Origin of the sequence: Pseudoduganella ginsengisoli (assembly GCF_009720865.1) — a bacterium.
Taxonomy (GTDB): domain Bacteria; phylum Pseudomonadota; class Gammaproteobacteria; order Burkholderiales; family Burkholderiaceae_D; genus Rugamonas; species Rugamonas ginsengisoli.
In genome coordinates this window covers 109,826-135,555 of sequence record NZ_WNLA01000015.1, presented here as the reverse complement: position 1 = coordinate 135,555, position 25,730 = coordinate 109,826, and the positions used below count along the sequence as shown (strand labels likewise).

Annotated in this window: 17 protein-coding genes; 5 read left to right on the top strand and 12 right to left on the bottom strand. The window is 63.1% G+C overall.

Annotation, left to right across the window (positions count from 1 at the left end):
• The first annotated feature begins 21 nt into the window (after positions 1-21).
• On the top strand, positions 22-849 hold the full coding sequence (locus GM668_RS20440; protein WP_155440797.1) for an RHS repeat domain-containing protein: 828 nt from the start codon (positions 22-24) through the stop codon (positions 847-849).
• Between the two features lie 4 nt (positions 850-853).
• Positions 854-1,219, top strand: coding sequence for a DUF4288 domain-containing protein (locus GM668_RS20435; protein WP_170305731.1), 366 nt, complete (start codon positions 854-856; stop codon positions 1,217-1,219).
• 423 nt (positions 1,220-1,642) lie between these two features.
• Here GM668_RS20435 and GM668_RS20430 read toward each other — a convergent pair whose 3' ends face one another.
• The 8 genes from GM668_RS20430 to ypfJ all read right to left on the bottom strand — a co-directional run bounded on the left by GM668_RS20430 (position 1,643) and on the right by ypfJ (position 11,713).
• Entirely contained in the window at positions 1,643-3,040 is a 1,398-nt protein-coding gene (locus GM668_RS20430) for a glycoside hydrolase family 19 protein (RefSeq protein WP_155440795.1), read from the bottom strand.
• 58 nt (positions 3,041-3,098) lie between these two features.
• The gene (locus GM668_RS20425; RefSeq protein WP_155440794.1) at positions 3,099-5,459 is read right to left on the bottom strand and encodes a chitinase C-terminal domain-containing protein; all 2,361 of its coding nucleotides are present in this window, start codon (positions 5,457-5,459) and stop codon (positions 3,099-3,101) included.
• 7 nt (positions 5,460-5,466) lie between these two features.
• Entirely contained in the window at positions 5,467-6,480 is a 1,014-nt protein-coding gene (locus GM668_RS20420; RefSeq protein ID WP_155440793.1) for a cupin-like domain-containing protein, read from the bottom strand.
• Between the two features lie 157 nt (positions 6,481-6,637).
• A complete protein-coding gene (locus tag GM668_RS20415; RefSeq protein ID WP_308506833.1) occupies positions 6,638-8,338 on the bottom strand; it encodes a glycosyl hydrolase family 18 protein in 1,701 nt (566 codons plus the stop codon).
• Between the two features lie 328 nt (positions 8,339-8,666).
• On the bottom strand, positions 8,667-9,269 hold the full coding sequence (locus GM668_RS20410) for a DJ-1/PfpI family protein (RefSeq protein ID WP_155440792.1): 603 nt from the start codon (positions 9,267-9,269) through the stop codon (positions 8,667-8,669).
• A gap of 101 nt (positions 9,270-9,370) precedes the next feature.
• Positions 9,371-9,823: a carboxymuconolactone decarboxylase family protein gene (locus tag GM668_RS20405; RefSeq protein WP_155440791.1), complete on the bottom strand. Its 453-nt coding sequence runs from the start codon at positions 9,821-9,823 to the stop codon at positions 9,371-9,373.
• A 111-nt stretch (positions 9,824-9,934) separates the two neighbouring features.
• A complete protein-coding gene (locus tag GM668_RS20400; protein WP_155440790.1) occupies positions 9,935-10,804 on the bottom strand; it encodes an RNA polymerase sigma-70 factor in 870 nt (289 codons plus the stop codon).
• Between the two features lie 33 nt (positions 10,805-10,837).
• Positions 10,838-11,713, bottom strand: a complete 876-nt coding sequence (ypfJ, locus tag GM668_RS20395; RefSeq protein WP_155440789.1) for a KPN_02809 family neutral zinc metallopeptidase — start codon at positions 11,711-11,713, stop codon at positions 10,838-10,840.
• A gap of 184 nt (positions 11,714-11,897) precedes the next feature.
• Here ypfJ and GM668_RS20390 point away from each other — a divergent pair, with 184 nt between their 5' ends.
• Positions 11,898-19,484: a two-partner secretion domain-containing protein gene (locus GM668_RS20390; RefSeq protein WP_155440788.1), complete on the top strand. Its 7,587-nt coding sequence runs from the start codon at positions 11,898-11,900 to the stop codon at positions 19,482-19,484.
• A 32-nt stretch (positions 19,485-19,516) separates the two neighbouring features.
• Here the strand turns inward: GM668_RS20390 and GM668_RS20385 are convergent, their stop codons facing one another.
• Complete coding sequence (locus GM668_RS20385) at positions 19,517-20,125, bottom strand: IMPACT family protein (RefSeq protein WP_155440787.1); 609 nt, start codon at positions 20,123-20,125, stop codon at positions 19,517-19,519.
• A 142-nt stretch (positions 20,126-20,267) separates the two neighbouring features.
• Here GM668_RS20385 and GM668_RS20380 point away from each other — a divergent pair, with 142 nt between their 5' ends.
• Positions 20,268-22,241: a helicase-related protein gene (locus GM668_RS20380; protein ID WP_155440786.1), complete on the top strand. Its 1,974-nt coding sequence runs from the start codon at positions 20,268-20,270 to the stop codon at positions 22,239-22,241.
• A gap of 4 nt (positions 22,242-22,245) precedes the next feature.
• Here GM668_RS20380 and GM668_RS20375 read toward each other — a convergent pair whose 3' ends face one another.
• A complete protein-coding gene (locus tag GM668_RS20375) occupies positions 22,246-23,007 on the bottom strand; it encodes a substrate-binding periplasmic protein (RefSeq protein WP_170305730.1) in 762 nt (253 codons plus the stop codon).
• Positions 23,008-23,154: 147 nt separating this feature from the next.
• Here GM668_RS20375 and GM668_RS20370 point away from each other — a divergent pair, with 147 nt between their 5' ends.
• Complete coding sequence (locus GM668_RS20370) at positions 23,155-23,613, top strand: YciI family protein (RefSeq protein WP_155440784.1); 459 nt, start codon at positions 23,155-23,157, stop codon at positions 23,611-23,613.
• A 5-nt stretch (positions 23,614-23,618) separates the two neighbouring features.
• Here the strand turns inward: GM668_RS20370 and GM668_RS20365 are convergent, their stop codons facing one another.
• Positions 23,619-25,064 (bottom strand): aminotransferase-like domain-containing protein, encoded by a 1,446-nt coding sequence (locus GM668_RS20365; protein WP_155440783.1) that lies wholly within the window; start codon positions 25,062-25,064, stop codon positions 23,619-23,621.
• A gap of 9 nt (positions 25,065-25,073) precedes the next feature.
• Entirely contained in the window at positions 25,074-25,658 is a 585-nt protein-coding gene (locus GM668_RS20360) for a LysE family translocator (protein ID WP_155440782.1), read from the bottom strand.
• Between the last annotated feature and the right edge of the window lie 72 nt (positions 25,659-25,730).

Sequence of the window (25,730 nt, the reverse complement as noted above, 5' to 3'; positions counted from 1 at the left end):
TCAACTGGAAAGGATAATCAAGTGAACAAGCTTATGATGAAATTCTTGGCGCTGGTGCTGGTCTGGCTGGGAAGCATGACTGGTGTGCACGCTGCGGGCGAGGCGGCTGTGTACTATATCCAGACGGACCAGTTGAACACGCCGCGCGTGATTACGGACCAGAGCCAGACCGTGGTGTGGAAGTGGGACAGTGACGGGTTCGGTTCTATGCCGCCGAATGAGCAGCCCGGGACTGGATCAGCATTTATGTTCAATCCACGATTTGCGGGGCAGTATTTTGATCGGGAGAGTAACCTTCACTACAACTACTATCGCGACTACGATCCGCAGACGGGGCGGTATGTGCAGAGTGATCCGATTGGGCTTGATGCTGGGCCTAATACGTACGCCTATGTCGGTGGGAACCCGTTGATGTTCATTGATCCATATGGACTGAGTGCGCTGGGAGATGCAAGCGCCATTGCGGGAGCTTGGGTAGGACGTGGAGTTGGTGCAATTGCGGGCGAAGTTGTATTTCCGGCCGGAGGCGGTTTTGTTGGCGGTATCATTGGCAGTAAAGCTGGTTCATACGGCGGTCGGGTAGCGGGTGACGCACTAAACGACCTGCTATTTGCTGAACCAATGCAGATGTCCAAGGGCGGTAAGTCGCAAGGCAGGAACTGGGCTACAGAAAGCGCGAAGTCAGAGGCGCAGAGCAGCGGACAGGACCCGTGTGATGTCCTTGGCGAATGGCTTCGTCAAGCCAAGGCTGCCGGTAACGTTAAGCGGGCTTTGGATATTATCGAAGCGCAGAAATTCATGGATTGTCGGAATAAAGACAAACGCAAAAATAAATATCGTTGCGGGTGAAAAAATGGAATGGTTTGCAGCCCATATTGTACTTCGTGTCGTCTTCAAAACGCAGAATCAATCCACCTTTCCGGCGTGGGAAAACGTCTATCTGATTGAAGCGCCGGACGAGGATATTGCGCTTTCAAAGGCCGAGAGTATTGGTCTAAGCCTAGAGAGGGATGGTGATTGCTCATTCGAATGGAATGGGCAACCCGCCAGGTGGAGCTTCTGTGGTGTTAGAAAGCTGATATCGCTCGTTAGCGCAACCGATCCCGAAAATAAGCCGACGGATGGGTGCGAGGTTACGTATGCATCGTTTGAGTTTGAAAGCGAAAAAGCGGTTGAGGATTTCGTAAACTGTGAGGAAACGTTGGCTCGAATTCTGTAGTGCAGAACAGCGCGCTGTGAGCCCGCCGATGCGTTGTGCGCTTGCCCATCTGCAAGCTCAAGCCGTGCACAAGCTGACCCACCAGGCGCGGCTTACGCTCCATAGCGCATCGGCCGATAGCCCCACGGCCGCAGCTCTTGACACGCTGCTTGCGAGGAGGGGACGGCGCCGATACGAGCTCGGCCCATTGGTTACCTCTGTTGTATGCGAATATGAGATTCTTGCATTTACGCCGACAGGTTGGTTTGACGATAGAGAGTCCGGCGGCATACTCATTGCCAAGCCAGAGTACCTTCGCCGGCTTTACCCGGAAATCGATAGTGTCGAGGTTAGTACTAGTAAACGCGATACGCTTTGAAGCGGTGAGAAAACACCATCTCCAGCCCACTCTGGAGATGGCGTTGCAAAAACTGATTTGCAGCTTTATTTCAGCACCACATTCCAGTTCTTTTCCACGCACTTCGCATAATTCCCCGCAATCAGTGCACTGTACGGCGTCTGGTAGCTGACCAGCTGGCACTGGTAATCACCGCCGCTGTTCCAGTTTTTTTCCCAATAAATGTTATACGCGGCAGACGACGAAGGCCCGAAGCGCTGCATGGTGGCGCAAGACAGCTGTTCATTGCCCACATTCCACCCCAGGTCGGCCGCGAACTGCTTGTAGTAATCAATGCGGTTTTGCGCTGCCGGTTTTTCCGTTCCGGTGCCGCATTCCGCATTGATGATCATGATGGTAGTGGCAAAATTGTTGCCTGCGCCGGCCGCAATATCGGCGGCATTGGGCACCCATGTGCCGTCGATCACGTGCAGCATCGATGGTTTGGGCGGCTGCGGGTACACGAAGAAGAACGTGGCCGAGGCCAGGTTCAGCCACGTCGAAGCCACCAGGTCCGGGTCTTTCAGCAGCACGGACTGGTCGCCGTTGTACATCACTTGCGAAAACGGGCCATAGTTGTAGTTGTATGACAGTTGCTTGGCGCCGCGGCCAAAGTATTTTTTGTAGCTGCCGTCCGCATTTTTCCCGCACGTCCACACGCTATTGAAGACCGGGTCGGCGCATTCCGTGTTGTAGCCGCAGCTGGCGCCGTTTTCATCGCAGCCGATTTCACGCAAGTACTTCAAGCCCTGGCGCCATTGCGGCAACGGGATGCTGGCATTGTGGTCGCCCGTTTCTTGCGCGAAATGCGCGAACATCGTGGCCAGCGAGTGGCGGCAGATATTGTCGGCATTGCGGCCATCCGTGTAGTCGTCGCATACGGCCGGGAATTTCGCGACAGCTTGCAGGAAGCGGCGGTACGTATAGCTGGCGTCGCGGGCGCCGAAGTAGTAATCCCATTTCGCGGACGTCAGCAGGCGTTCGACCCGTTTGACGTTGGCGGGATTGGAAGACGCGCCGGGCGCCACGGCTTCCACAGCCGCGTTGTCCAGCGTGCGCACGGAGGCTTTGACTTTGCGGAAGAAGTCATTGTTGGTCAGTTCCGCTTCGCGCGCTTCCGCCTGGGCTTTGGTGGGAACGCCGCCTGGCTGCGGACCGGGGCCCGGGCCGGGATCGGGTGGTGTGGTGGCGTCGGCAATATATTTCCATGGGCCCCACTGGTCGGCGGCATTGGGCGCCGTGCCTTGCACCCACCATTTCGCTTCGAATTGCTTGTTCTGGTAGATCGCGCAAGAGCCGGCTGTGTAGACTTGCGTGCCGCTCCAGGCGGGGCAGGAGGCTGCCGCGCCGGCTCGCAGGCGCTGCGTGGTGTCCGGCGTAGTGTTGGCGCCGCACGCGGACAATAGCAGGGCGGCCAGCACGGAAAGGCTGGTGATTTTATACATAGGTTCTCCTTGTGGGAAAAGCCCTGGCGCACCGGGTAGCGCGCCAGGGAGAGCGGGCTTACTTCAGCGCGACCGGCAGGTCAGGATAGTCATCCGCCAGCGCATACTTCACGCCATTGACCGTGATGGTGTAGGCCGATGGACCGGAAATCGGCAAGGTGTAATTCAACGTCAGCTGCACGGACGCGCCGGGCGCCAGCGATTGCCACGCAGGGATCGTGAATTTTGCGTGGTTGAAGTTGGCCTTGAATCCGCCGATATTGTTCGGCCCCGCATACCCTGCCTTGGTGACGGTCAAGCCGTAACCCGACTGGTCGCTCATGTTGGCGGGCGCCGACACCGGATAGTCGAATTCCACCACGGAGCCGCCGGGAATCGTGGTGGCCGTGTTGTTGGTCACGGTCATGACCGGGTTGATCGGGTAATTGCTGTCGCCCATTTTCCAGCCGCCCAGCGTCACCGATACTTTCGCACTGGACGCGGGCATGGCGCTTTCGGCACGCACATTGCCATATGGCGCGGCAGTCTTGAACGCGTTGGCAATGCTGGTGGTGAGCGTCGTACCCATGAAGTACTCGCCACGGCCGGAATTTTTCGCGGCATCCCATGCATAGTCGCCAGCCAGTTCCCAGATCATGATGCCGCCGATGCCGTTGTCGATCACGTACTGGGTCTTGGCGGTGATCGATTGCGCGGTTTCCGTGGACAGGAACACTTTACGTGTCGCATTCCACAGCCATGGCGCGGCCAGTGTGGCGCTGTAGTTCGGGCTGTACACGCCGGTGATGGTTTTCTCCGTCACGCCATACGCATCCAGGTAATCCGGCACGATATTGTTTTGCAGGTTCAGCGCGTGCCACAGGGGATTGCCGCCGCCCGGTACTGGCTGGCCATTGCTATCGAGGTCATACCATACGTTGTCGATGCCGGTGGCGCCTGTGCCGCACGTTTTCACGCCTGCGCACGTGACGGTGCTGTTGACCACCGGCGTCGTCCCCCACAAGCCATTGGTGCCGCCCGTGACGTCTTTCCAGCCGCGCGTGTAATACGGCACGCCGATGTTGATGCGGCCTGCCTGCAGCGCGCCACGGTAATAGCGGTAGGCCCAGTCCACGTTCAGGTAGCCGATGCCGCCATACTGGTACGCATTGCCTGCCTTGAGTTCCGCATCGTTGCCGTCATCGAACAGCGCGGCATTCGGGCCCACGTACTGGTTCCAGCCGCCGTGCAGATCGTATGACATCAGGCTTGCATAATCGAGGTACTGCAGGCCGGACAGGTTTTCTTCGCCGCGCAAAATCCACGCGGATGCGGAACCGGCAATGGTCAGCATGTAGTACTTGTTGTCCGCCACGGCCGCCGTGTCCAGCTTTTGGCGCACGGTTTTCAGCAGCAGGTTGTAGCCCTTCATCAAACCGGCCAGGCGCGGCTTCGACACGCCGAAGTCCAGCGGGTTGCCCGCTTCATTGTTGGTGGTCGGGTGTTCGTAGTCGATGTCGATGCCATCGAAGAACGTGTACTGGCGCAGGAACGCCACCATGGAATCGGCCAGCGTATTGATGCCGGCCGTATTAATGGTGCCGTCGGCATTGGTGGTGGCCGTGTAATAGCCGCCGCTGCCGGCCCAGCCACCCACGGACAGCATGACTTTCACGCCGGGGTAGCGCTTCTTGTATTGCGCCAGCAAATTGAAGTGGCCCTTGTACGGCAACGCTGGGTCCATGGCGGCGGCCGGGATGTTTGGCCACGTCATGCCCGTATCCGGATTGTTGGCGCCGCTGCCGATGGCGACTTTCGCATTGCTGTCGACGGACGCGAACGCGTAGTTGATGTGCGTGACCTTGTCCCACGGGATATTGTTGACGAGGTAGGACGGCGTGTTGCCCGCGCCGGTGCGCCAACTGGTGAAGTAGCCGACGATGCGGCGGTTCATGCCGTTGGCGAGCTTTTCGCGGCCATTGGCGTCATACACGCTGCAATACGGGACGTTGGTGACGGGGGATGCAAGGCCGTCAGGGCGGCATGCTACGGGAGTCGGCGTAGGAGTAGGAGTAGGCGTCGGCGTCGGTGTAGGAGTCGGCGTAGGAGTCGGCGTCGGTGTTGGAGTAGGCGTTGGGGTAGGAGTAGGAGTAGGTGTTGGGGTATGAGTCGGCGTGCCCGACTGCAGTTCCCATGGGCCCCACTGTTCCGCGCCCGGCACGTTGTTTTGCGTCCACCACTTGGCTTTATAAGTGGCGCCGTTGTAGGTCACGCACATGCCGGCCGTGTAAATATCGGTGGCGGTCCAGGCCGGGCAGGACGCTCCGGCCGTGGCGCCCATCTTCATGGGTTTCGTGGTGGCGGCAGACGGATCGCCGCCTCCGCATGCAACCAGGGCGCCGCTCAGCAGCGCCAACAGCAAATGTGATTGATAGTTCATGGTTTGTTTAGAAATCGTGTTGGGTTGGATAGTTCGAATAGAAGTCGTTATCCCACTTGAAATGCGTTGCCGACACTGTGATGGAGATGTCCAGCGCTTCCACGAAATGCCACCAGCCGACCGGCAGGAACAGGACTTCGCCCGGTTCCAGCACGCATTCCGGCACCGGCACGCCCGCCATGGCGGGGAAGCGCTGTGTATCGATGGCGCGGCCATCCACCGGCGTGAAGCAGTGGCGCTGGTTATACAGCCGGGGCGTTTCGCACGGTGCGATCAGCCGCACGCGCTTGCGGCCGGACAGCTGGATCATGAAGTTGTTGGTCAAGTCGTGGTGGAACGGCGTCACCGTGCCCGCGGGCCCCAGCCAGAAAAAGCCTGCCGGTTCATCCGTCAGGTACTGCGGCAACTGCGGCACGTCATTCCACAGTTCATGCAGCGCCTGGCGGTTTTGCTGGCCATTGTTGGCGGTCATATAAAAATCATTGGTAGGGCCGCTGGTGGCGACCAGTTCCACGTAGTCGCCAAAGCGCATCGTGCGCTTGTGCGCGATGCTGTTCATCTCGTAGTCGGGATCGGCATTGCGGCCGAACTGCACTTCCACCATGCGCTCGCCGAAGCGCTGCGCGAGGCTGTCCAATGTCCAGCATTCGCGCTGCGTTCCATCCAGCAAACCGGTCAGGATGACGGGCTGGTTGGCGAGATAGTGCTGGCGCAGGAAATCATCGCCGGACAGCTGGTGGCGCCGGGGGATTGCCATCGGCATCAGCCGGTTGAGCTGTGCCTGTATGCCCAGCACCCAGTCGCGTTTGGCGAGCCGGTTGTGCAGGCGCTGCACGCCTTGCAGGTACGGGCTGGCGAGTGCGGCGGCCAGTTCCGCCCGGGCGTCGCGCAGGGTGACGCCGGATTGCACGAGGATGCCGGCCAGCGTGTCGGGATGGCTGCCCAGCATCAGGTTTTCCGCGATCCAGCGGCGCCATTCGTCGCTGATGCCGATAGGTTGAACATTGCTAACGCGTTTCATGTTGGGTTTCTCCGTGTCGTGTGGACCCGTAGGGCGGGTTCAAGGCGGGCGGCGAGCCAACCCGCCATGCTTGCGCCAACGCGGCGCTGGCAGGCGGATTTGACTCGGCGTCCCCGTAAAGTCCGCCCTACGGAGCAGGCCGTACTCTTCGCCCGGTTTAGCGGCCTTTCCAGACCTCTGCCGTCAGCGCGCCGCTGGCGTCGCCATCCAGTTCCCACGAGAAGGCGCCGCGCAGGCCCTGGTCACGCACGTATTGCATCTTGGTGGCGATCACGGTTGGATCGTCGTAGCTCCACCATTCACCCGTGCCGGTGTACAGGAACAATTGCTTGGTCACCGGGTGGTACCAGCGGTTGCCGGTCTTATTGACCAGCACCTTGTAATCATCGATACCGGCTTCCCATGCGCCGGAAGCAGCGCCAGCGCCCGCCTGGTACAAGCCATTGCCATTCGGCCCGGCGCTGACGCCTTTCCAGCCACGCCCATAGAATGGGATGCCCATCAGGATCTTATTTTTGGGCATGCCGGCCGCCACCAATGCCGTGACGGCGTCATTGATGTTGTACTTGGCCAGGTTGCCCGTCGATGGATCGGCCGGGTCGTGGTACAGCGGCGCATGGAAGTTCGTGCTGCCTTCCCATGCGCCGTGGAAGTCATACGTCATCACGTTGACCCAGTCCATGTATTGCGCATACTTGCCCGGTTCCGTGTTGGCGATCTTGTCAGCGCCGGCGCCGATGGCGGCCGTCAGTGCGTAGCGCTTGCCATCGGTGGCGCCTTGCGCATCGAGCTGCGCGCGGAATTCCTGCATCAGCAGCGTGAAGTTTTGCTTGTCTTCCGCAGCGTACGTGTTGTACGGCTGGCCGCCGCCACCCGGGTATTCCCAGTCGATGTCGATGCCGTCAAACACGCCTTTGGCGGAAGCCGGGCCGCCACGGCCATCCTGCACGGGCAAGTCGCCGGCAATGAACATTTTCACGCACGATTTCGCCAGCTGTTTGCGCAGCGCATCCGTTTTTGCCGCAGCCGAGAAGAATTTCGACCAGCTCCAGCCGCCCAGTGAAATGAACACTTTCAAGTTCGGGTGCTGCTGCTTCAGTAATTTCAATTGCAGGAAGTTGCCGGACAGCTTGGCATCCCACGCGACGGATTTTCCGTCCACCGTGCGGGCAGGCTGGCGCTGGTAATCCGCGTAGGCGTCGCCGCCGGTGCCGGCTTGCGCCGACGTCGGGTTGTCGTTGCCCACTTCGGCGCGCGTCACCATGTCGCATTCATAGCCGCCATTTTTTTGGTAGACGTTGCCGAACGCATAGTTGATGAACGTGAGCTGGTCCGCCACGCTGGTTTGCACGCCGTTGACCGGGGTTTTCGTCGTGTGGATGTCGGCCACTTCATAGCCGCGGCCATACACGCCCCATTGCGCAAAGTACGAACCGATTTCACGGCCGCTTGGCGTCGGCGTTGGAGTCGGGGTGGGCGTTGGTGTCGGAGTCGGCGTCGGAGTCGGGGTGGGCGTTGGTGTCGGGGTTGGCGTGGGAGTCGGCGTAGGTGTAGGTGTCGGGGTAGGTGTCGGCGTCGTCGCCTGCAATTCCCATGGACCCCACTGTTCCGTGCCCGGCACATTGTTTTGCGTCCACCATTTGGCCTTGTACGTATTGCCGTTATAGGTCACGCACATGCCGGCCGTGTAGATGTCGGTCGCTGTCCATGCAGGGCAGCTGGCAGTTGCCCCCATTTTGAGTTTTTGCGGTGTATCCGTGGTGCCGGCGCCGTCGCCGCCGCATGCGGCCAGCAGCGCGCCGGCCAGGCCGGCCAGGCAAACATTGCGGGCATTCGCCCTGAAAGTACGTGCCATCATTCTCCTCCTTGGTTGGGAAAGGTTTGTTGCTTTTGTTATGCGGCTCAAAATGCGTGCAGCCGGCGGCCAGCATGGAATGCGAAAAATTGGTAGTCAAGTGGTTTTGTAAAGTTGCGTCCAATTCAAGACCAGTTGTCTGGTGAGAAGCAAAAGCACTGGCAGCGGCATGGCTGCTGCAACGTGTATTGCAGCAGCCATGCCACTCTGGGGAGGAAGAAAAAAGGCGGGATGTCTCAAATGAGACAATGTGTTAAGCGATGCGTACCAGTTTTTTGCGGTGTTGAAGTGGTATGCAAGCGTGAAAGCGTGAATTTAAGCTTGCCTGTTGCTAGCCTTGTTCGTTCCACGCGTATTCCATCCGGTGCGCCGTGGCCAGCGCCAGTTCGCGCCCCGCAAAGCGCTGCACCAGGTACAGCGCCATATCGATGCCGGCGGATATGCCGCCGGACGTGACGATGCCGCCGTCGTCGGTCCAGCGCCGCTGCGGCAGCACCTGCACATTGGGATAGCCCTGCAACTGTTCGACGTCGCTCCAGTGCGTGGTGGCGGGGCGGCCTTCCAGCAAGCCTGCCTGCGCCAGCAGCAGGGCGCCGCTGCACACGGAGGCCGTCAACGGAACCTGTGCCGACGTGCGGGCAATCCAGTTTATTGTGGCGGCGCGGCCCAGTTCACGGTCCACCATGCCGCCGGGGATCAGCAGCACATCGAGAGGGTCATGGCTGTCTTGCGCATGGTCCGGCAATACCGACAGCCCGGCGCGGGCGCGCACGGGCTCGCGCGTGGCGGCTATCGTGCACACGTCGAACGGGGCTTCGGCCTGCGGATCCTGCAGCCGCGCCACGCGGGTGGCGCATGTGAACACTTCATAAGGTCCGGCAAAGTCCAGCACCTCCACTTCCGGATACAAAAAAATTCCAATCTTGCGCGTCATGGCGGCTCCTTGTGGTTGAAGGGCTTCATGATCGCGCAAGGGCGAGTGGCAGGACTGCCTGCTTGCAGTCAATTCCTGCCACAACTGCATCCGTGCGGTGTTCAGCCTTTGGCGGGAATCGGATTACGGAAGCTCACGTTCAGCAAATTCCATGCAGTGATTGTGGCAATGGTGAAGCCCAGTTCCGCGATTTCGCCATCCGTGAAATGCTTGCGCAGTTCGGCAAACGAGGCGTCGTCCGGGTCCGTGCGGGGGATTTGCGCCACCAGTTCCGCCCAATGCAGCGCGGCGCGTTCGCGGTCGCTGAAGAATGGCGCTTCGCGCCAGCCTGCCACGGCATTCAAATGACGGGGATCGGCGCCGTTGCGTACCAGGTCGCGCCAATGCAGGTCGATGCAATAGCCGCAGCCATTGATTTGCGATACGCGCAGCAGCACGAGGTCCACCAGGCGTACACCCAGCGAGCTTTTCTGGATGGTTTCAGACAAAGCCAGCAGGGCGTTGAAGCTGGGTTGGGCCAGTTGGAAGTAATTCAGGCGGGCAGTCAGGGACATGATCTTTCCTTGTTCAGTGTGTGGCAGCCGCACCGTGCGGCCGTCCATGCTCATTAGACGGACCGCGTTTGTCCCTTGTGACAGCTTTTTGAAAAAAAACCGAAAAATTTATCAGGCCATTGGCACGGCGGCCAGCTTGTCCGGATTGCGCACGGCGTAAATGGCGCAGATCTGCCCATTGCCGGTCACAAACGCTTGCGCGGATTCCAGCTTGCCGCCGATAAAGCGCAGCAAGCCCGGTTCGCCATTGATGGTGGCCATGCGGTATTCGACCTGACCGGGGAATTTGTCCAGCATGCCCCAGTACAGTTCCGCAATGCGGTCCCGGTCGCGCAGGATTTCCATAAACGATGGCACTTTGCCGCCACCATCGCCTACCAGTTCAATATTTTCCGCCAGCAGCGCGCGGAGCGCATCCTTATCGCCCGTGCGGGCCGCTGCGACAAATTTCGACAGCAAGCTTTGATGCGCTTCCCGCGCCACTTTGTTGCGGGTTTTTTCTTGCTGGACCTTTTCCGCTGCCCGGTGCACCAGCTGGCGGCATGATGCTTCGCTTTTGCCTAGCATTTCTGCGACTTCCGCATAATCGTGGTCAAACACTTGGCGCAGCAGGAACGCGGCCCGCTCTTCCGGCCCCAGGCGCTCCAGCAGCCACATAAAGGCCACCGACAAGTCGCTGGCCATTTCCGCTTCGGATTCCGGTGTGCGCTCATCGAGTTCCACCAGCGGTTCCGGCAGCCACCAGCCGATGTAGGCTTCCCGTTCCGCCTGGGCTGCGCGCAGCCGGTCGATCGATAGCCGCGTCACAATGGTGACCAGCCATGCTGCTGCCGATTGCACGGCGGCGTGGTCGGTCTGCGCCCAGCGCAGCCACGCTTCCTGCACCACGTCTTCCGCATCGGCGCGGATGGCCAGCATCCGGTACGCAATGGCAAACAGGCGGGAACGCTGGGCGTTAAACAGGGCAACAGGATCAGTCATGGCGGGCGGCTCCGGAAGGATAGGCCGCCCAGTTTACAGCGCACGCGCGTTGAACGTATCGCACTGCATGGCGTCGCCGCTTTCAATGCCCCGCTTGAACCACCGCACGCGCTGCGCCGACGTGCCGTGCGTGAAGGAATCCGGCACCACTTCGCCTTGCGACTGGCGCTGCAACGTATCGTCGCCAATGGCGCTGGCGGCATTGAGCGCGGATTCAATGTCGCCCTGTTCCAGGATGCTGCGCGCCTGGTTGGCGTGAAATGCCCACACCCCAGCATAGCAGTCCGCCTGCAATTCCAGCCGCACCGACAACGCATTGCCTTCCCGTTCCGATGCGCTGCGCCGCGCCTGTTCCACCTTGCCGGATACCCCCGTCAAATGCTGCACGTGGTGGCCTACTTCATGGGCAATCACGTACGCTTGCGCGAATTCGCCGGCCGCGTGGAAGCGCTGTTCCATCACGCGGTAAAAACTCAGGTCGATATACACCTTGGAGTCGCCCGGGCAATAAAACGGCCCCATGGCCGCCTGGCCCGTGCCGCAGGCCGTGGGCGTGCGGCCGGAAAACAGCACCAGCTTGGGCCGCACGTACTGGCCGCCGCCTTGCTTGAACAGTTGTCCCCACACATCTTCCGTATCGGCCAGCACGGTCGACACAAAGCGCGCCTGCTTGTCGGAATGGGGCGGTGGGTGCGCGGGCGCCTGCTGTACTTGCGGCGCCGGACCACCGCCGCTGAGCAGGCCCAGCATGGTCAGCGGATTCACGCCAAAGATCCATGAACCCAGCAGCGCCAGCACCACGGTGCCGATGCCTATCGTGCCGCCACCGAAGCCGAAGCCGCCTCCGCCGCCACCTTCGCCGCGGCGGTCTTCCACGTTATCGCTTTCGCGGTTGCCTTCCCATCTCATTGGATGTTCCTCCGGTTAATTTCTTGCTCTAAGGCTATCAGGGGCAAGTATGGCTGTCTGTGCGGTGGAACCCATTCCGTTCGAGTATCCGTCGCGGCAATATTGCAACATGGAGAATTTCATAGGTAATTTGCAATGCCGTGACCGATAATGTAGGGATAGATTTCGCCAGAAAGCCATCATCATGAGCGCCCGCAAACCTGCCGCCTCAACGTCCGCCGCAGCCGCCGTGCTGCGCTTCGGGCGCCACCGCTATTCGCTGATCCGGCGCGCACCCCAGCGCGTGGCGACGTTGCTGCTGCGCATGATGGCGCGTTTGCTGGGCGCCCGCGCCGCATGGGGGCACCCGGCTGCGGCATTGGCATTGCTGGCAGGCCCGTTAGCGCAGGCGGCGCCGCCTGTCAATGCGCCGAATGCACTGCCGACAGGCGCCAGCGTGGTTGCCGGACAAGCCAGCGTGGCGCAGGCGGGCAACCGCATGGACATCACGCAGCAAACCGGCAAGGCCATCGTCAACTGGGACACTTTCAATATCGGTAGCAACGCGGCCGTGAATTTCCGCCAGCCTGGCGCCGATGCCGTGATCTTGAACCGCGTGGCGTCCAACGAACCGTCGCAATTGCTGGGCAGCATGACATCGAACGGCAAGGTGTGGCTGGTCAATCCGGCCGGCATCATGATCGGGCAGGGCGCGACGCTGGATTTGCATGGATTCGTTGCCAGTACGCTGGCCGTGCACGATGCGGACTTCCTCGCAGGCCGCATGCTGTTCCGCGCCTCCCCGCAAGCCGGAACCGTACGCAATGACGGCACGATTGCCACGCCATCGGGCGGCAGCGTGTACCTGGTGGGCGCGGATGTGCACAACCATGGGGTGATCCGTGCACCGGGCGGCGAAGTGCTGCTGGCGGCGGGCGCCAGCGTGGAATTGCTCGATACCGCCACGCCCGGCGTGCGGGTAGCCGTAACGGGTACGGAAGGCAGCGCCGTGAACCTGGGGCAAATCATCAGCACGGCAGGCCGCATCGGCATGGCCGGGGTGCTGGTGAAAAACAGCGGCGTGCTCAATGCCAGCAGCGTGGTCAATGAAGGGGGCCGCATTTTTCTGCGCGCGACTAAGCAGGCCGTGGCGGATGGCGCCGCGCAACTGCTGGCCACGGGCAGCCAGGGCGGCCAGATCGAAATGACGGGCGGCAGCGTCGGCGTGCAAGGCACGGCGCTGCTGGATGCATCCGGTACGGCAGGCGGCGGGGCTGTCCTGGTGGGCGGCGATTACCAGGGCGGCGGCACGCTGCCCCGTGCGCAGACCGCGTGGCTGGCCCCGGACGCCGTGCTGCGCGCCGATGCCGTGGAACGGGGCAATGGCGGCAAAATCGTGCTGTGGTCGGAGCGCGCCACCGTGGCGCAAGGGACCGTCAGCGCGCGCGGCGGCTGGTATGGCGGCAATGGCGGGATGGTGGAAACGTCCGGCCGGCAGTATTTGTCGATTGCCGGTTTGCGCGCGGATACCACGGCGCCGCACGGCAAATCCGGCAGCCTGCTGCTGGACCCGGCCAATATCCTGATCGGTGCCGTGGCGGACGCGGATGGCACGGGTACCAGCGTCGATGGCGGCGCACTGCTTGTCGATCCCGCCGCGACAGTGGTGACGCTGGATGCGGGCACGTATTCCGGCGCCACCAGCAAAATGACGGCGGGCTCGATCGCCACGCTGCTGGCCACGACCAGCGTGTCGCTGGCCGCCAGCAACGACATTACCATTGAAAGCCCGATCACCAAGACCGCGGGCGGCGACCAGACGCTGACCTTGACCGCGGGCCACGATATTGCGCTGAACAATACCGTGAGCTCGACCAGCGGCAAGCTGGGCTTGAATTTGACGGCGGCGAGCGGCGCGATAAGTGCGGGGACAGGTTCCATCAATTTGAACGGCGGTGTGCTCACTGCCACGGCGGGCGGGCTGCTCAACGTGGCGGGCAGCGGCGATGTGGTGCTGGGCAGTCTGAAAGCGGGCGGCAATATCACTATCGCGGCGCCCGGCCACGTCATCACGTTCAATGGCGGCACACTGGAATCAGGCGGCGCCCAGTCATATGACGGGAGCCTGGCATTGAGCGGCAATACCACCGTCAACAGCGGCGGCGCCGTGGACTTCCTCGGCGCCATCAGCACGGTGGGCAACCCTGCGTTGGCCATCACCAATACGGGATTGACGACGTTTGGCGGTACGGTCGCGGTATTGGACAGCCTGGCTGTCAGCGGCCCGGTCTTATTGAAGGGCAACGTCACCACGTCAGGGAACCAGACGTATGGCGGCCAGCTGCGCATAGCCGGCGCCACCAAACTGACCGGCACGATTAACAGCAGCCGTGTGGCGCTCAATGGCGGCGGGCGCGGCAACGATGGCGGCGCTCCCGCGCAACTGACGATCCTCGCGCCCAACACGACGCTGAGCGGAACGTTTGATGGCTTTTCCCGCGTCAATACGGGTGGCGCGACGACTGCCGCAGCGCTGGCCATGTCGTCGCCATGGTTCCATACCAGCCTGCTGGACCTTTCCGTCACCGGCACCGTGTCGGTCAATGGCGGCTTGTCGCTGCCGTTGACGGGCGCCGTAAAACTGGGCGCGGACGCCGTGCTGGCATTGGGCAGCACGGTGAGTGAATCAATCGGCGGCGCGATCAGCGGCGAGGGCAGCGTACTGAAAACCGGGTCCGGCGTCACCACGTTCAGCCAGCCCGGCAGCTATACGGGCGGCACCACCGTCAACGGCGGCACGCTGAAACTCGCTGCCGCCAATGCACTGGGCACCGGTAATCTTGCCATCGGCGAGCTGGGCACCGTCAGTCTGGCCGCCAATACCGCCATTGGCGGCGCCTTCGCCAGTTCGGGCACCCTGAGCGGCTCCGGTACGCTGACTGCCGGCACGTATCAGCTCAAGGGCGGTGTCATCAGCGCAAATCTGGGAACTGGGCCGCTGACGCACGTATCCGGCAGCACCCAGTTGACGGGGGCGTATGGCGGCGCCAGCGTCAGCATCACGGGCGGTACGTTGACGTTTGGCGCGGATAACCGTTTGACTGGCGCACCGGCCGTCACGGTGGAATCAGCCGGGACGCTTGACCTGTCGGGCTTTGCGCAAACCGTGGGCGCCCTGGCCAGTGCGGGCGCCATCAGCGCCGCGTCGGGCACGCTGACTGCGGCCAGTTATACGCTGAAGGGCGGCACCGTGACCGGCACGCTGGCAGGCGGCGCGCTGACGCAAACGGAAGGGACAGTTACGCTGTCCGGAACCTATACCGGTCCAAGCGTGGAGCTGCAAGGCGCCAGCAAGCTGACGATCGGCAGCGGCGGCCTCGCGGCGGGATCGACCCTGCTGAAGGTAGGCTCGGGCGCCACCGTGGACGTCAACGATGCATCGGCCATCGCCACGCTGCAAAACAGCGGCACGGTCAACCTGGCCGCGGCACTGGGACTGGACAGCGGCGCATCGGCCAATGCAGGTGTCATCAATATCAGTGGCGCGGCGGGGCGATTGGCCACCGTGGCGGGGACTGCCTTGTCGAACACGGCGGCAGGGACAGTGAACCTGGCCGGAACCAATACGGCGCCCGTCAGCGGCGGCGGCACGTTTGCCAATGCAGGTCATTTGAACAAGACGTCGGCTGGTACGCAAAGCGTTTTGCTGAGCACGAACACGGGGACCGTGACGGTGTCGAATGGCGCGCTGACGATGTCCGGCCTGGCCGCCAACGGCGGCACGGTATTCGTTGCCGATGGCGCCACAGTGGGTACGGCTTCCGGCGCGCTGGCCAACAGCGCGGGCGGTACGCTGTCCGGCAGCGGCACGATTGCCGCCAACGTCACCAACCTGGGGACGATCGCGCCCGGCGGCACGGGGTCGATCGGTACGCTGGCCATCAACGGTACGCTCGATACGTCGGCCGGCGCCGTCAACAGCGAACTCACGTCGGCGTCGAGCTACGATAAAGTCACGGCGACAGGCGCCGTCACGGTCAGCGCGGCCACCGTCATCAACCGCACGGATGTATCGGGCGCGTATGCCAGCGGCGATGTGTTCGATGTCTTGCAAAGCACGGCATCAGTGGTGGCGGGCGCCTTGCCCGCCGTCGCCGGCTTTGCCGTGGAAAACGTCAGCCCGTCTTACCATGCGGTGCGGCTGACGTCGCAGGCGGGTGATAATTTCTGGATTCACCAGAGCGGCGGCGCGTATGCGTCTGGTGCATGGAACGTTGCCGGGAACTGGTCGCTGGGATTGCCGACCGCCGCGCAACTGGTGCATATCGCCCGCGCCGACACGCTGACGGTGACGCTCGACGGCGCCAGCGGCCCGGCATCCATCAAGGGCCTGGACCTGGGCAAAAACAATACGCTGGCGCTGGCCAACAAGGCGGCATTGACGCTGGGTACGCGCCCGTCCACGCTGGCCGGGACCATTGATATCGGCAGCGGTTCCACGCTGTCCCATGCGGGCGACCTGGCCCTGGCGGCTACCGGTACATTGCAAGGCAGCGGCGCCATCGACGTCGGCACGGGCACGTTCACCAGCAGCGGCAAAGTCAGCCCGGGCGGCACCGGCATCGGCACGCTGCAAGTGACGGGCAACTATCAGCAGAATGCGGCGGGCACGCTGGTAATGGACGTGGGCGGCAATGGCGCAGGGCAGTCGGATATGCTGGCTGTCAGCGGCAAAGCCTTGCTCGATGGCGCGCTGGCGGCAACGCTGGCCTCCAGCTATAAGCCGGTGGCGTACCAGCCGATCGCCATCGTCAACGCAGGCGGCGGGCGTACCGGCGTCTTCAGCAAAGTCACGCTGCCGGCGGATTACCAGGCTGGTTATGGCCTGGCCGCAGGCGAAGCCGTGCGGATCAACCAGGTAGCCAGCGCCAATTACTTCACCAACAGTACGGGCACGCTGTCGTGGGATGACAAGGATAACTGGAGCAAGGGCAAGGCGCCGGTCATTGCCGACGACGTCGTGATCGATACAGGACTGGGCCTGGCGGCAGGCGCGGGCAAGCAAGCCATGTCGACGTTGCGTATCGTCTCGGGCGCGGCGCTGGACATCAATGGCAGCCAGTTCGATGTCAAGAAAGGCATGGTGGTCGATGGCGCGCTGCGCATCAGCGGCGATACTAGCGCGGTGACGCTCAATGCGCTGTCGGGGACGGGGACGCTGGCATTGGGCGGCGGCACGCTGTCCGTGACGGGCGCGGCGCCTGCGGTCGGCACGCTGGCCATCAATGGCGGCGCCATGGACGTGACGAAGGCGGCGCTGGTGGCCGGCGTCTATACGCAGGGCGGCGGCAAACTGTCCGCCGATGCCGCTTCTACGATGACGGTGACGTCGGCGTACAGCCAGACGGGCGGCGCCTTGTCCGGGTTCAGCACGCTCGATATCACGCAGGGAACCGGTACGCTCACACTGGGCAATGTCACGGTGGATGCAATCAATGCGAAAGCCGTGGCCGGGGACATTGCGCAAAGCAGCAGCACGGCGCTGGTGGTCAAGCAGTTGCAAGTGAATGCGCCCGGCAATGTGGCGCTGGTGCAGGCGAATACGGTGGGCAGCTTGCAGGGCAGTGCGGGCGGCGCGCTGTCCGTGCAGGGCGTGGCGGCGGTGGGCACCGCACTGGCGGCGGGCGGCGACATTTCGCTGGCCGGCTCCAGCCTTGCCATCAACGCCGGTATCACGTCCAGCGGCGGCAATGTCACGCTGCAGGCCGATGAAGTGGATGTGTATGGCGGCAGCAAGGTGGCGTCGGCAGGCGGTGCGGCCAACTTCATCAAAGTCAATTCGCTGACGGCGGCGCAGCCGATTAAATTCAGTTCGCTGGGTGGCGAAGATACCGGTGCGGGCTTGCTGCTCAATACGCGCGACATGGCCGCCTTCACCACGCCCACGCTGGTCGTGGGCGATGCCGGCCACACGGGCGCAATGAGTTTGACGGATGGCGGCGGCATTAGCGCGCCTGGCGTCAGCGGTACGCTGCGCCTCGTCAATAACGGCGCGTTCAGCCGCGCGGGGACGGAAACCATTACGGCCAACGGGCTCGATATCACGGCCACGGGGGGCATCGTGCTCGATGGCGCCAATCATGTGGCATCGTTTGCGGCAGCCAATAGCGGCAGCGGGAATATCACGTTCACCAACAACAGCGGGCTGGCATCGCTGGCGCTGGGGACATTGAACAACCCCGCCGGCGCCATCACCATCGACAACACGGGCGGCATTGCTGCGAGCAGCCCGGGCGGCATTGCCGCCGCAGGCAAGGTGGCGCTGACGGCGCACAGTCCCGTCGCCATCAATACGGCCGTGACCAGCGGTAGCGGGATCCAGGTCACGGCCAGCACGGACATTACACTGGGGGCGGCGGCACGTTTGACGACCACGGCGCCCGGAACCATTGCATTGCTGGCGCAAAATGGCAGCATCGTGCTGAACGCGGCGTCCCGCATCGACAGCGCAGGCGGTTCGGCCACGCTGGAAGCCCGCGGGGCGGGCGGCGCAGTGGTAGCGCCGGCCGGCGCTGTGATTGGCAGCGTATCGATCGCATCGACAGAACTGGACAACGCGGCAGCAGCGGAAGCGGCGGCACAGGCAGCGGCCGATGCGGCGGCCAAAGCCGCGGCGGAGGCCGCCGCAAAAGCTGCGGCAGACCAGGCAGCAGCCGAAGCCGCTGCCAAAGCCGCCGCCGATGCGGCAGCGAAAAAAGCCGCGGCCGAAGCTGCCGCGAAAGCTGCTGCGGAAAAGGCTGCTGCTGAAGCCGCGGCCAAGGCCGCCGCCGACAAGGCCGCAGCGGAAGCCGCCGCCAAGGCTGCGGCGGATAAAGCTGCCGCCGATGCAGCGGCGAAAGCGGCGGCAGAAGCAGCGGCCAAGGCGGCAGCCGATGCAGCAGCTAAAGCGGCAGCGGATGCGGCGGCCAAGGCTGCGGCGGATCAGGCTGCGGCAGAGGCGGCAGCCAAAGCCGCAGCTGAAAAAGCAGCAGCGGAAGCCGCGGCAAAGGCTGCGGCTGACAAGGCCGCGGCCGATGCGGCAGCCAAAGCAGCGGCAGAGAAAGCCGCCGCAGAAGCAGCAGCCAAGGCAGCCGCTGAGGCCGCAGCGAAGGCTGCCGCGGACCAAGCCGCGGCAGAAGCCGTGGCCCGGGCCGCAGCGGAAAAAGCCGCCGCCGACGCGGCAGCGCAAGCAGCGGCAGAGAAAGCAGCTGCGGATGCTGCCGTCAAGGCAGCCGCCGATGCCGCTGCGAAAGCCGCTGCCAAAGCTGCGGCGGATGAGGCAGCGCGGCAGGCGGCGGATAATGCGGCCAAAGCAGCCGCCAACAGCGCCAAACAACCGCCGCAGCAGCCGCAAACCCAGCCGCAAATCCAGCCACAAACCCAGCAAGCGCCACAGCAGGCCAGCGCGCAGGATGGCAAGCCGCACGATAAGCCACAAGACAGCAAAGGCCCGGACGGCAAACCTTCGACGCCGGCAGGCAATGCGCAAGACAGCGGCCAGGCGTCCGGTGCGCCGCAAGACAGCCCCTCGTCCGCCAACCCGGCGATCCAGTCGTCATCGCCCGCGTCCGCTGCGCTGGCGCAAGCATTCGAGCAGCAGACCATTGGTGGCGGCGCTGACAGTTTTGGCGGCAGCGAAGGTTCGCCGGGCGGCGATCACGGCAAGGATGGCAAAGGCAAGGAGGACGGCAAGGCCGCCGCAGGCGATGGCAAGGACAAGAAAGCCGCGAAAAAAATGTCCGTTTGCCGCTAAGCCAGGTTTTGCGGCGGAAGGAGGACGGGCAGTCAGCCGCCGTTGCCCGGCTCGTCGTCCTTCAGCCACACGATGCGGCCGTGGCCCGCTTCCGTCAGGCGCGACACCAGCGCCGGCGCCGCCTCCTGTGGCAGCGAAAATTCAAACAGCACGTCGTCGCCGTGGGCCACGTTCACCAGCTTGGCCTGCGCCAGTTCCACTTCGCGCCGCACCAAGCCTTCCATGGCATACGGCGCCGTGCAGCGCAACGTTTGCTGGCGGATGATAGCGACTTTTTGCGCCGTCAGCAGTGCTTGCGCCACACTGTCCGTGTAAGCGCGCACCAGGCCGCCCGCACCCAGCTTGACGCCGCCAAAGTAGCGCACCACGGTCGCCAGCACGCCTTCCAGGTCCTGGTGGCGCAGCACGTCCAGCATGGGCCGCCCGGCCGTGCCGCTGGGTTCCCCGTCATCCACTGCCGCCGATTGGCCGCCAGCCAGCAGCGCCCAGCATACGTGCGCGGCGCCTGGATGCTGGGCCCACAATTCCGCCACCACGGCTTGCGCGGAAGCGCGGTCAGGCATGGGCTGGACGCAGGCAATAAAACGGCTTTTCTTGATGACCAGTTCGTGGTGAACAGGTGTAATGATGGTTTGCGGCATGGTTCAATTCGGTACAACGGTTTGGCGCCTACATACGGCTGAGGCACGATTGTACCTTGCCGCCCACCAAGCAGGACGCGGGGCGCTATACTTGCAGCCCAATAGGCACCAGTTATTCAGGAAACACCATGCAGGAAACACCATGACCAGCACCCACGCCAACGAAACCTCCTTGACGCCGCACGACGATGACGACGAGCGCCTGTGCGAAGCGCTGGGTTTGCCCGAACGCGGCATTACGCTGGTCAAGATGGAAGGACGCGTGTTCCTGCGCTTTGCCGGCGTGGTGGAAGAGGCGGGGCTGCGCGTGCCTTACCAACTGGTGCCGCAATATGGCGTGCTGGCCAAGCCATCGAAGTGGCGCAAGATGGACCGCGACACGCGGCTGGCCCTGCTGCGCGAACGCAGCGGCGAAAAAGCCGTGCGCGACCTGCACGCGTACGTGCTGGAATTCGTGCGCGACATCGCGGTGGAAGCCGACGATTACAACATGGATCCGATGGCTTTCCTGCATACGCTGTCGGACTTGCAGACGTCGGATCTGGGCAGCGAAGTGTGCGGCCGCATCCGCCTGCGCCTGGAGCACGCGGTCGAGCGCCAGCGCGAAGAGCGCCATGCGGAGCGTACGCGCCAGAGCATCAGCCTGGGCGAATATCCTGCCTCATTCACGACGGCGCACCGCATGCCGCGCCGCTTCATCGCCATCCTGGGCCCGACCAATTCCGGCAAGACGCATAAAGCCATGGAAGCGCTGGCGAAGGCGGGCAGCGGCGTGTATCTGGCGCCATTGCGCCTGCTGGCGCTGGAAAACTACGAGCGCCTGCAAACCGTGACGCGCCATGGCAAGCCGCTGGCCGTGAGCCTCGTGACGGGCGAAGAGCGCCGCATCGTGGAAGGCGCCACACACGTGGCCAGCACGGTGGAAATGCTTGATACCCGCACCTCGGTCGACGTGGCCGTCATCGATGAAATCCAGATGCTGGCGGACCCGGACCGGGGCGCTGCGTGGACTGCCGCCGTCTGCGGCGCACCAGCGCGCACCGTGTACCTGGTGGGTGCGCCGGAAGCCAGGAAAGCCATTGAAGCGCTGGCGCAGCGGCTGGAGTGCCCGCTGGAAGTGCACCTGTTGAAACGCAAAGGTCCGCTGGCGATGGAACCGTCTGCCGTACGCAAATTGAAAAACGTGCGTCGCGGCGATGCGCTGATCGCATTTTCCCGGCGCGACGTGCTGATGTGGCGCGACATGGTGACGGAAATGGGCCTGTCGGCCGCCACCGTGTACGGCAACCTGTCGCCGGAAGTGCGGCGTGCGCAGGCGCAGCGCTTCCGCGATGGCACGGCCGACGTGGTGGTGGGGACGGACGCCATTGCCATGGGCTTGAATTTGCCGATTTCGCGCATCGTCATGACGACCACCGTGAAATACAATGGCCGCGAAGAAGAGGAAATCCCGTCCGCGCTGGCGCGCCAGATTGCGGGGAGGGCGGGGCGCTACGGCATCCATGAAGAGGGTCTGGTTGCCGGGTTCGACGACGATACGCACCAGGTGATGCGCGCGCTGCTGAAGGAAAAGCCGGCGCCGCTCAATGCCACGGGGTTTTCTGTCGCGCCGACACTGGAACATTTGCACCTGATTTCATCGGTGACGGCGGAAACGTCGCTGGCGCGCTTGCTGAAGCGCTTCGTGCACAACATCGACGTGCCGGACGGCTTCTTTTATCCGCGCATTACGGAAGAACAGTTCGAGCGGGCCGCGTGGCTCGATGCGCTGCCCTTGTCGGTAGCCGACAAATTCACGCTGTCGCTGGTGCCTGTGTCCAGCAAAGTCATGTCGCTGCAGCATGCGTGGGAACAGTGGGCGCTGGCGCTGTCGCGGGGCAAGGCCAGCCACGTGAAGATCAATGACCAGCCGATGCGCTACATGAACTTGCAGGACGTGGAAGACATGTGCCGCCTGTATTCGGCGTATGCGTGGCTGGGGTACCGCTTGCCGGAATTTTTCCCCGACGTGGAAGCCGCGCTGGAATTGTCGCGCATGGCGTCGGAAAAGGTCGATGCGCTGCTGCGCGACCAGAATGCGGCGGAGCGCAAGCGGCAGCCGAAGCGGTACCGCTGACCCGTCACTGCTCGGCGATGGCGCGGTTCAGGTAGGCATTGAAGCGGCCGTTGGCAAACGCTTCGCTGGCCACGCGCAGGTAGCGCTCCACCAGTTCGGGCGGAGCAGACGGGGAAAAGGCCGCATACAGCGCCGTTCCCGGCACGGGCAAGTCCAGCAGTTTTAAACGCAGGCCGTTGCGGGCGGCAAAGTAGCGCGCGGTCTGGCGGTCGGAAAAATAGGCGCCGCCGATGCGGCCCAGCTTCAGCTTGTCGAGATTGGTGCGCTCCCAGTCGATGGCGCCGGCCAGGTCGAGGCGGATGTGCGGATCGTGCATGAACGGGGGCAGCGCGCCTGCCTGTACCCAGCCGACCGTCACGCCGGCCAGGTCCGACGGCGCCGTCAAGGCATTGAGCGGATGCTCCGGCAGCACCGCAATAGCCGGCGTAAAGCGGATGTGCGGTTCGCCGGCGAACTGGATATGCGCTTGTTCGCGGGCCGACGTTTTTGCCAGGATGGGCGTAAACAGTACGCGGCCCGCGATCAGGTTTTGCTCCAGCCGCGCCACCGTGGTAGGGCGCTCCCATTGAAAGCGCACGTGCATGCGCGGTGCGATTTCGCGTTCAAAGAATTCCACCAGCGCGCCGTGCGGTCCCGTATCGCCCGCGATCACATAGGGGGCGACAGTGAATACGCCGACCGTGATGGTGTCGGCAGGCGGCTGCGCCAGCGCCGCGGCGGACGCCAATGTCGTGGTAATGGCAGTAATGGCGGCAAAGATGCGCACGTGGGCTGGGTCGCTGGCAGCAATACAGCCAGCGTAGCACACTCGCGGCGCAGATAGTCAACTGGCTGTGGCGTGAAGTGCACCACGCTTGACAATGCCGCCCGCTGCGGCAGACTGGATGTTTTAACCACTTTGCCGGGAGTTTCCATGCTGCGCCACACGTTCGTCACCGCTTCCTTCCTGCTGGCTGCATCGGCAGCCCCCTTGAGCCAGGCCGCCGACGCCCAGGTTTTCGATGAAGCGCTGGCCAAGTCGCTGGGCGCCGACCAGCGCGGCATGCGCAGCTACGTGTACGTGCTGCTGAAAACCGGCCCGAAGCAAATGCCCGCCGGTCCCGAGCGCGACGCCATGTTCAAGGGCCACTTTGAAAATATCGGCCGGCTGGCCAAGGAAAAGAAACTGGTGGTGGCCGGACCGTATGACGGCGTGGACGGATGGCGCGGCATGTTCATCTTTGCCGTGCCCGATATCGAAGAAGCGAAAAAACTGGTGGCGACGGACCCCGTCATCATCAATGGCGAAATGGTGGCGGAATACCACAAGTTATACGGTACCGCTGCACTGATGATGATTAACGAGATCCACGGGAAGTTAAGCAAGCCATAATGGCGTCATAGCGCGGCGTCGCGCATCCAGCTGGCGCGGGCGCCCGCCACGGCCTGCAGGCGCTCCTGCAGGTAAGTGCTGAGGCGGGGATGCTGGCTGAACGCCACATTGAAGCGGATGTGCCGGTCGGGCGTGTCATTGGCGGAAAATGCGGCGCCCCGCATCAGCAAGATCTTGTTGCGGTAAGCATCCTGCACCAGCAAGTCCACATCCACGCCTTCCGGCATGGTCCCCCACAGGAACAAGCCGGCATCGCCGGGCTGCTCGAACAGCACGCCCGCGGCGCTCAATTGGCGCGTGCAGGCATTGCGGGCCGCCATGATCTTGCGCTGCAGCCGGTCCAGGTGCTTGCGCAAATTGCCGGCCCGGAGAATTTCCAGCAGCACGTATTCATTCAATGCGGGCGTCGTCATGACGGAGTGGATCTTGGTGCGCATCAGCACCTTCAGCAACGCAGGAGCGGCGGCGATATAGCCCATGCGCAGGGCCGGGCTCAGCGACTTGCAAAAGCTGGAATAGTAAATCACGCCATCGAGGCCGGACAGGGAAGCGAGCCGCGTACTGTGGCCTTGCTGGAAGTGGCCGTGCACGTCGTCTTCGGCAATCAGGAAGCCGTATTGCTGCGCCAGCATCAAGACTTTGTGCAAATTCGCGGCGCTGCTGCTCCAGCCGGTGGGATTATGCAAGGCCGTCTGCACGAACAGCAGGCGTGGCCGGTGTTCGCGGCATGCCGCTTCCAGCGCTTGCAAATCCAGGCCGTCCGGGCGGCGCGTGATGGGTACCAGGCGGATGCCGTCCTGGCGCAAGCGGCCGAACATCAGGAAGTAGCCGGGATCTTCCACCAGCACCGTATCGCCGGGCTGCAGGAAGCTGCGGCAAATTAAATCAATCGCGTGCGTGCTGCCAAACGTCGTGAGGATATGGCTGGCGTCGAGGTCCGCACCGACGCCGCGCAACAGCAGCGCAACCTGTTCACGCAATTCCGGCAAACCCTGCGGCGGGCAGCGCGACGCCATGCCGGCAGCGCTGCGCGACAGCGCCTTTTGCACGACGGCGGACGGCACCGCATCTTCCAGCCATGCGGGCGGCAGCGCGCCGCTGCTGGCCAGCAGGATGCCGGCGCGCTGGTCATTGGCCTGCTGCGCCAGCCAGACCGGTTCCTGCTCTTCGCCAGCTTCCAGCGCGGCTTCGTCGGGAATCGGCGTGGCGGCGTCATGGCGCGCGCAGACAAAAAATCCCGCTGTGCCATGCGAATCAATAATGCCTGCCGCAACCAGCCGGTCGTACGCCGTCACCACGGTATTGGTGCTGACGGCCAGTTGCGTGGCCAGCTGGCGGATCGACAGCAGCTTGGCGCCGCCGGGCAAGGCGCGGCTCTCGACCATGTGCCGCAGCTGGTGTTCAATCTGCGTGGACAGGGGAATGGACGAAGTGCGGTCGATGGCGAACATGGGGCAAGTCTAGCGCAAAAACATCAACGCCAGAACCAGCAAGGAAGCCCCCATGGTCCAGTTGAAGGCGCGCTGTTTGCCGGGATCGGCCAGTACGCGGCGGATCGACATGCCGAACATGGCCCACATGGTGTTGCAGGCGGCGCCGATCATGGCGCCTGTCAGCGTGACCAGCAGCGCATTGGCTACGGTGCCTTGCCCGGCAGGCATGAAGACGGAAGCCACGGTAATGGAGCGCAGCCAGCTTTTCGGATTCAGCGCCTGGAACGTGGCGGCCTGGGTAAAGGATACCGCGGTGGCGGCCTTTCCCGTATCGGTGGACGTCCGGCACAGCTTCCATGCCAAAAACACCAGATACAGCGCGCCGGTCATCCGCAGCACTTGCTGCGCCAGCGGGTAGGCGGTAAAGACGCTGCCCAGTCCCATGCACATCAGCAGGGTTTGCACGAACAGGCCGGATTGAATGCCCAGTATCACAGGCAGCGCCCCGCGCCCGCCAAAATTCGCGCCCGTGATGGCGAGCATGACATTGTTCGGACCGGGTGTGGCCGACATGACGAAGCAATAACTGATCAGGGGGATAAATTCAATCATGGTGTACGGTCCGCAGCGTGGCAATGTGCCTAGTCTAGGACTGGGCAGCGGCACGGACAAGGCACAAGGCGG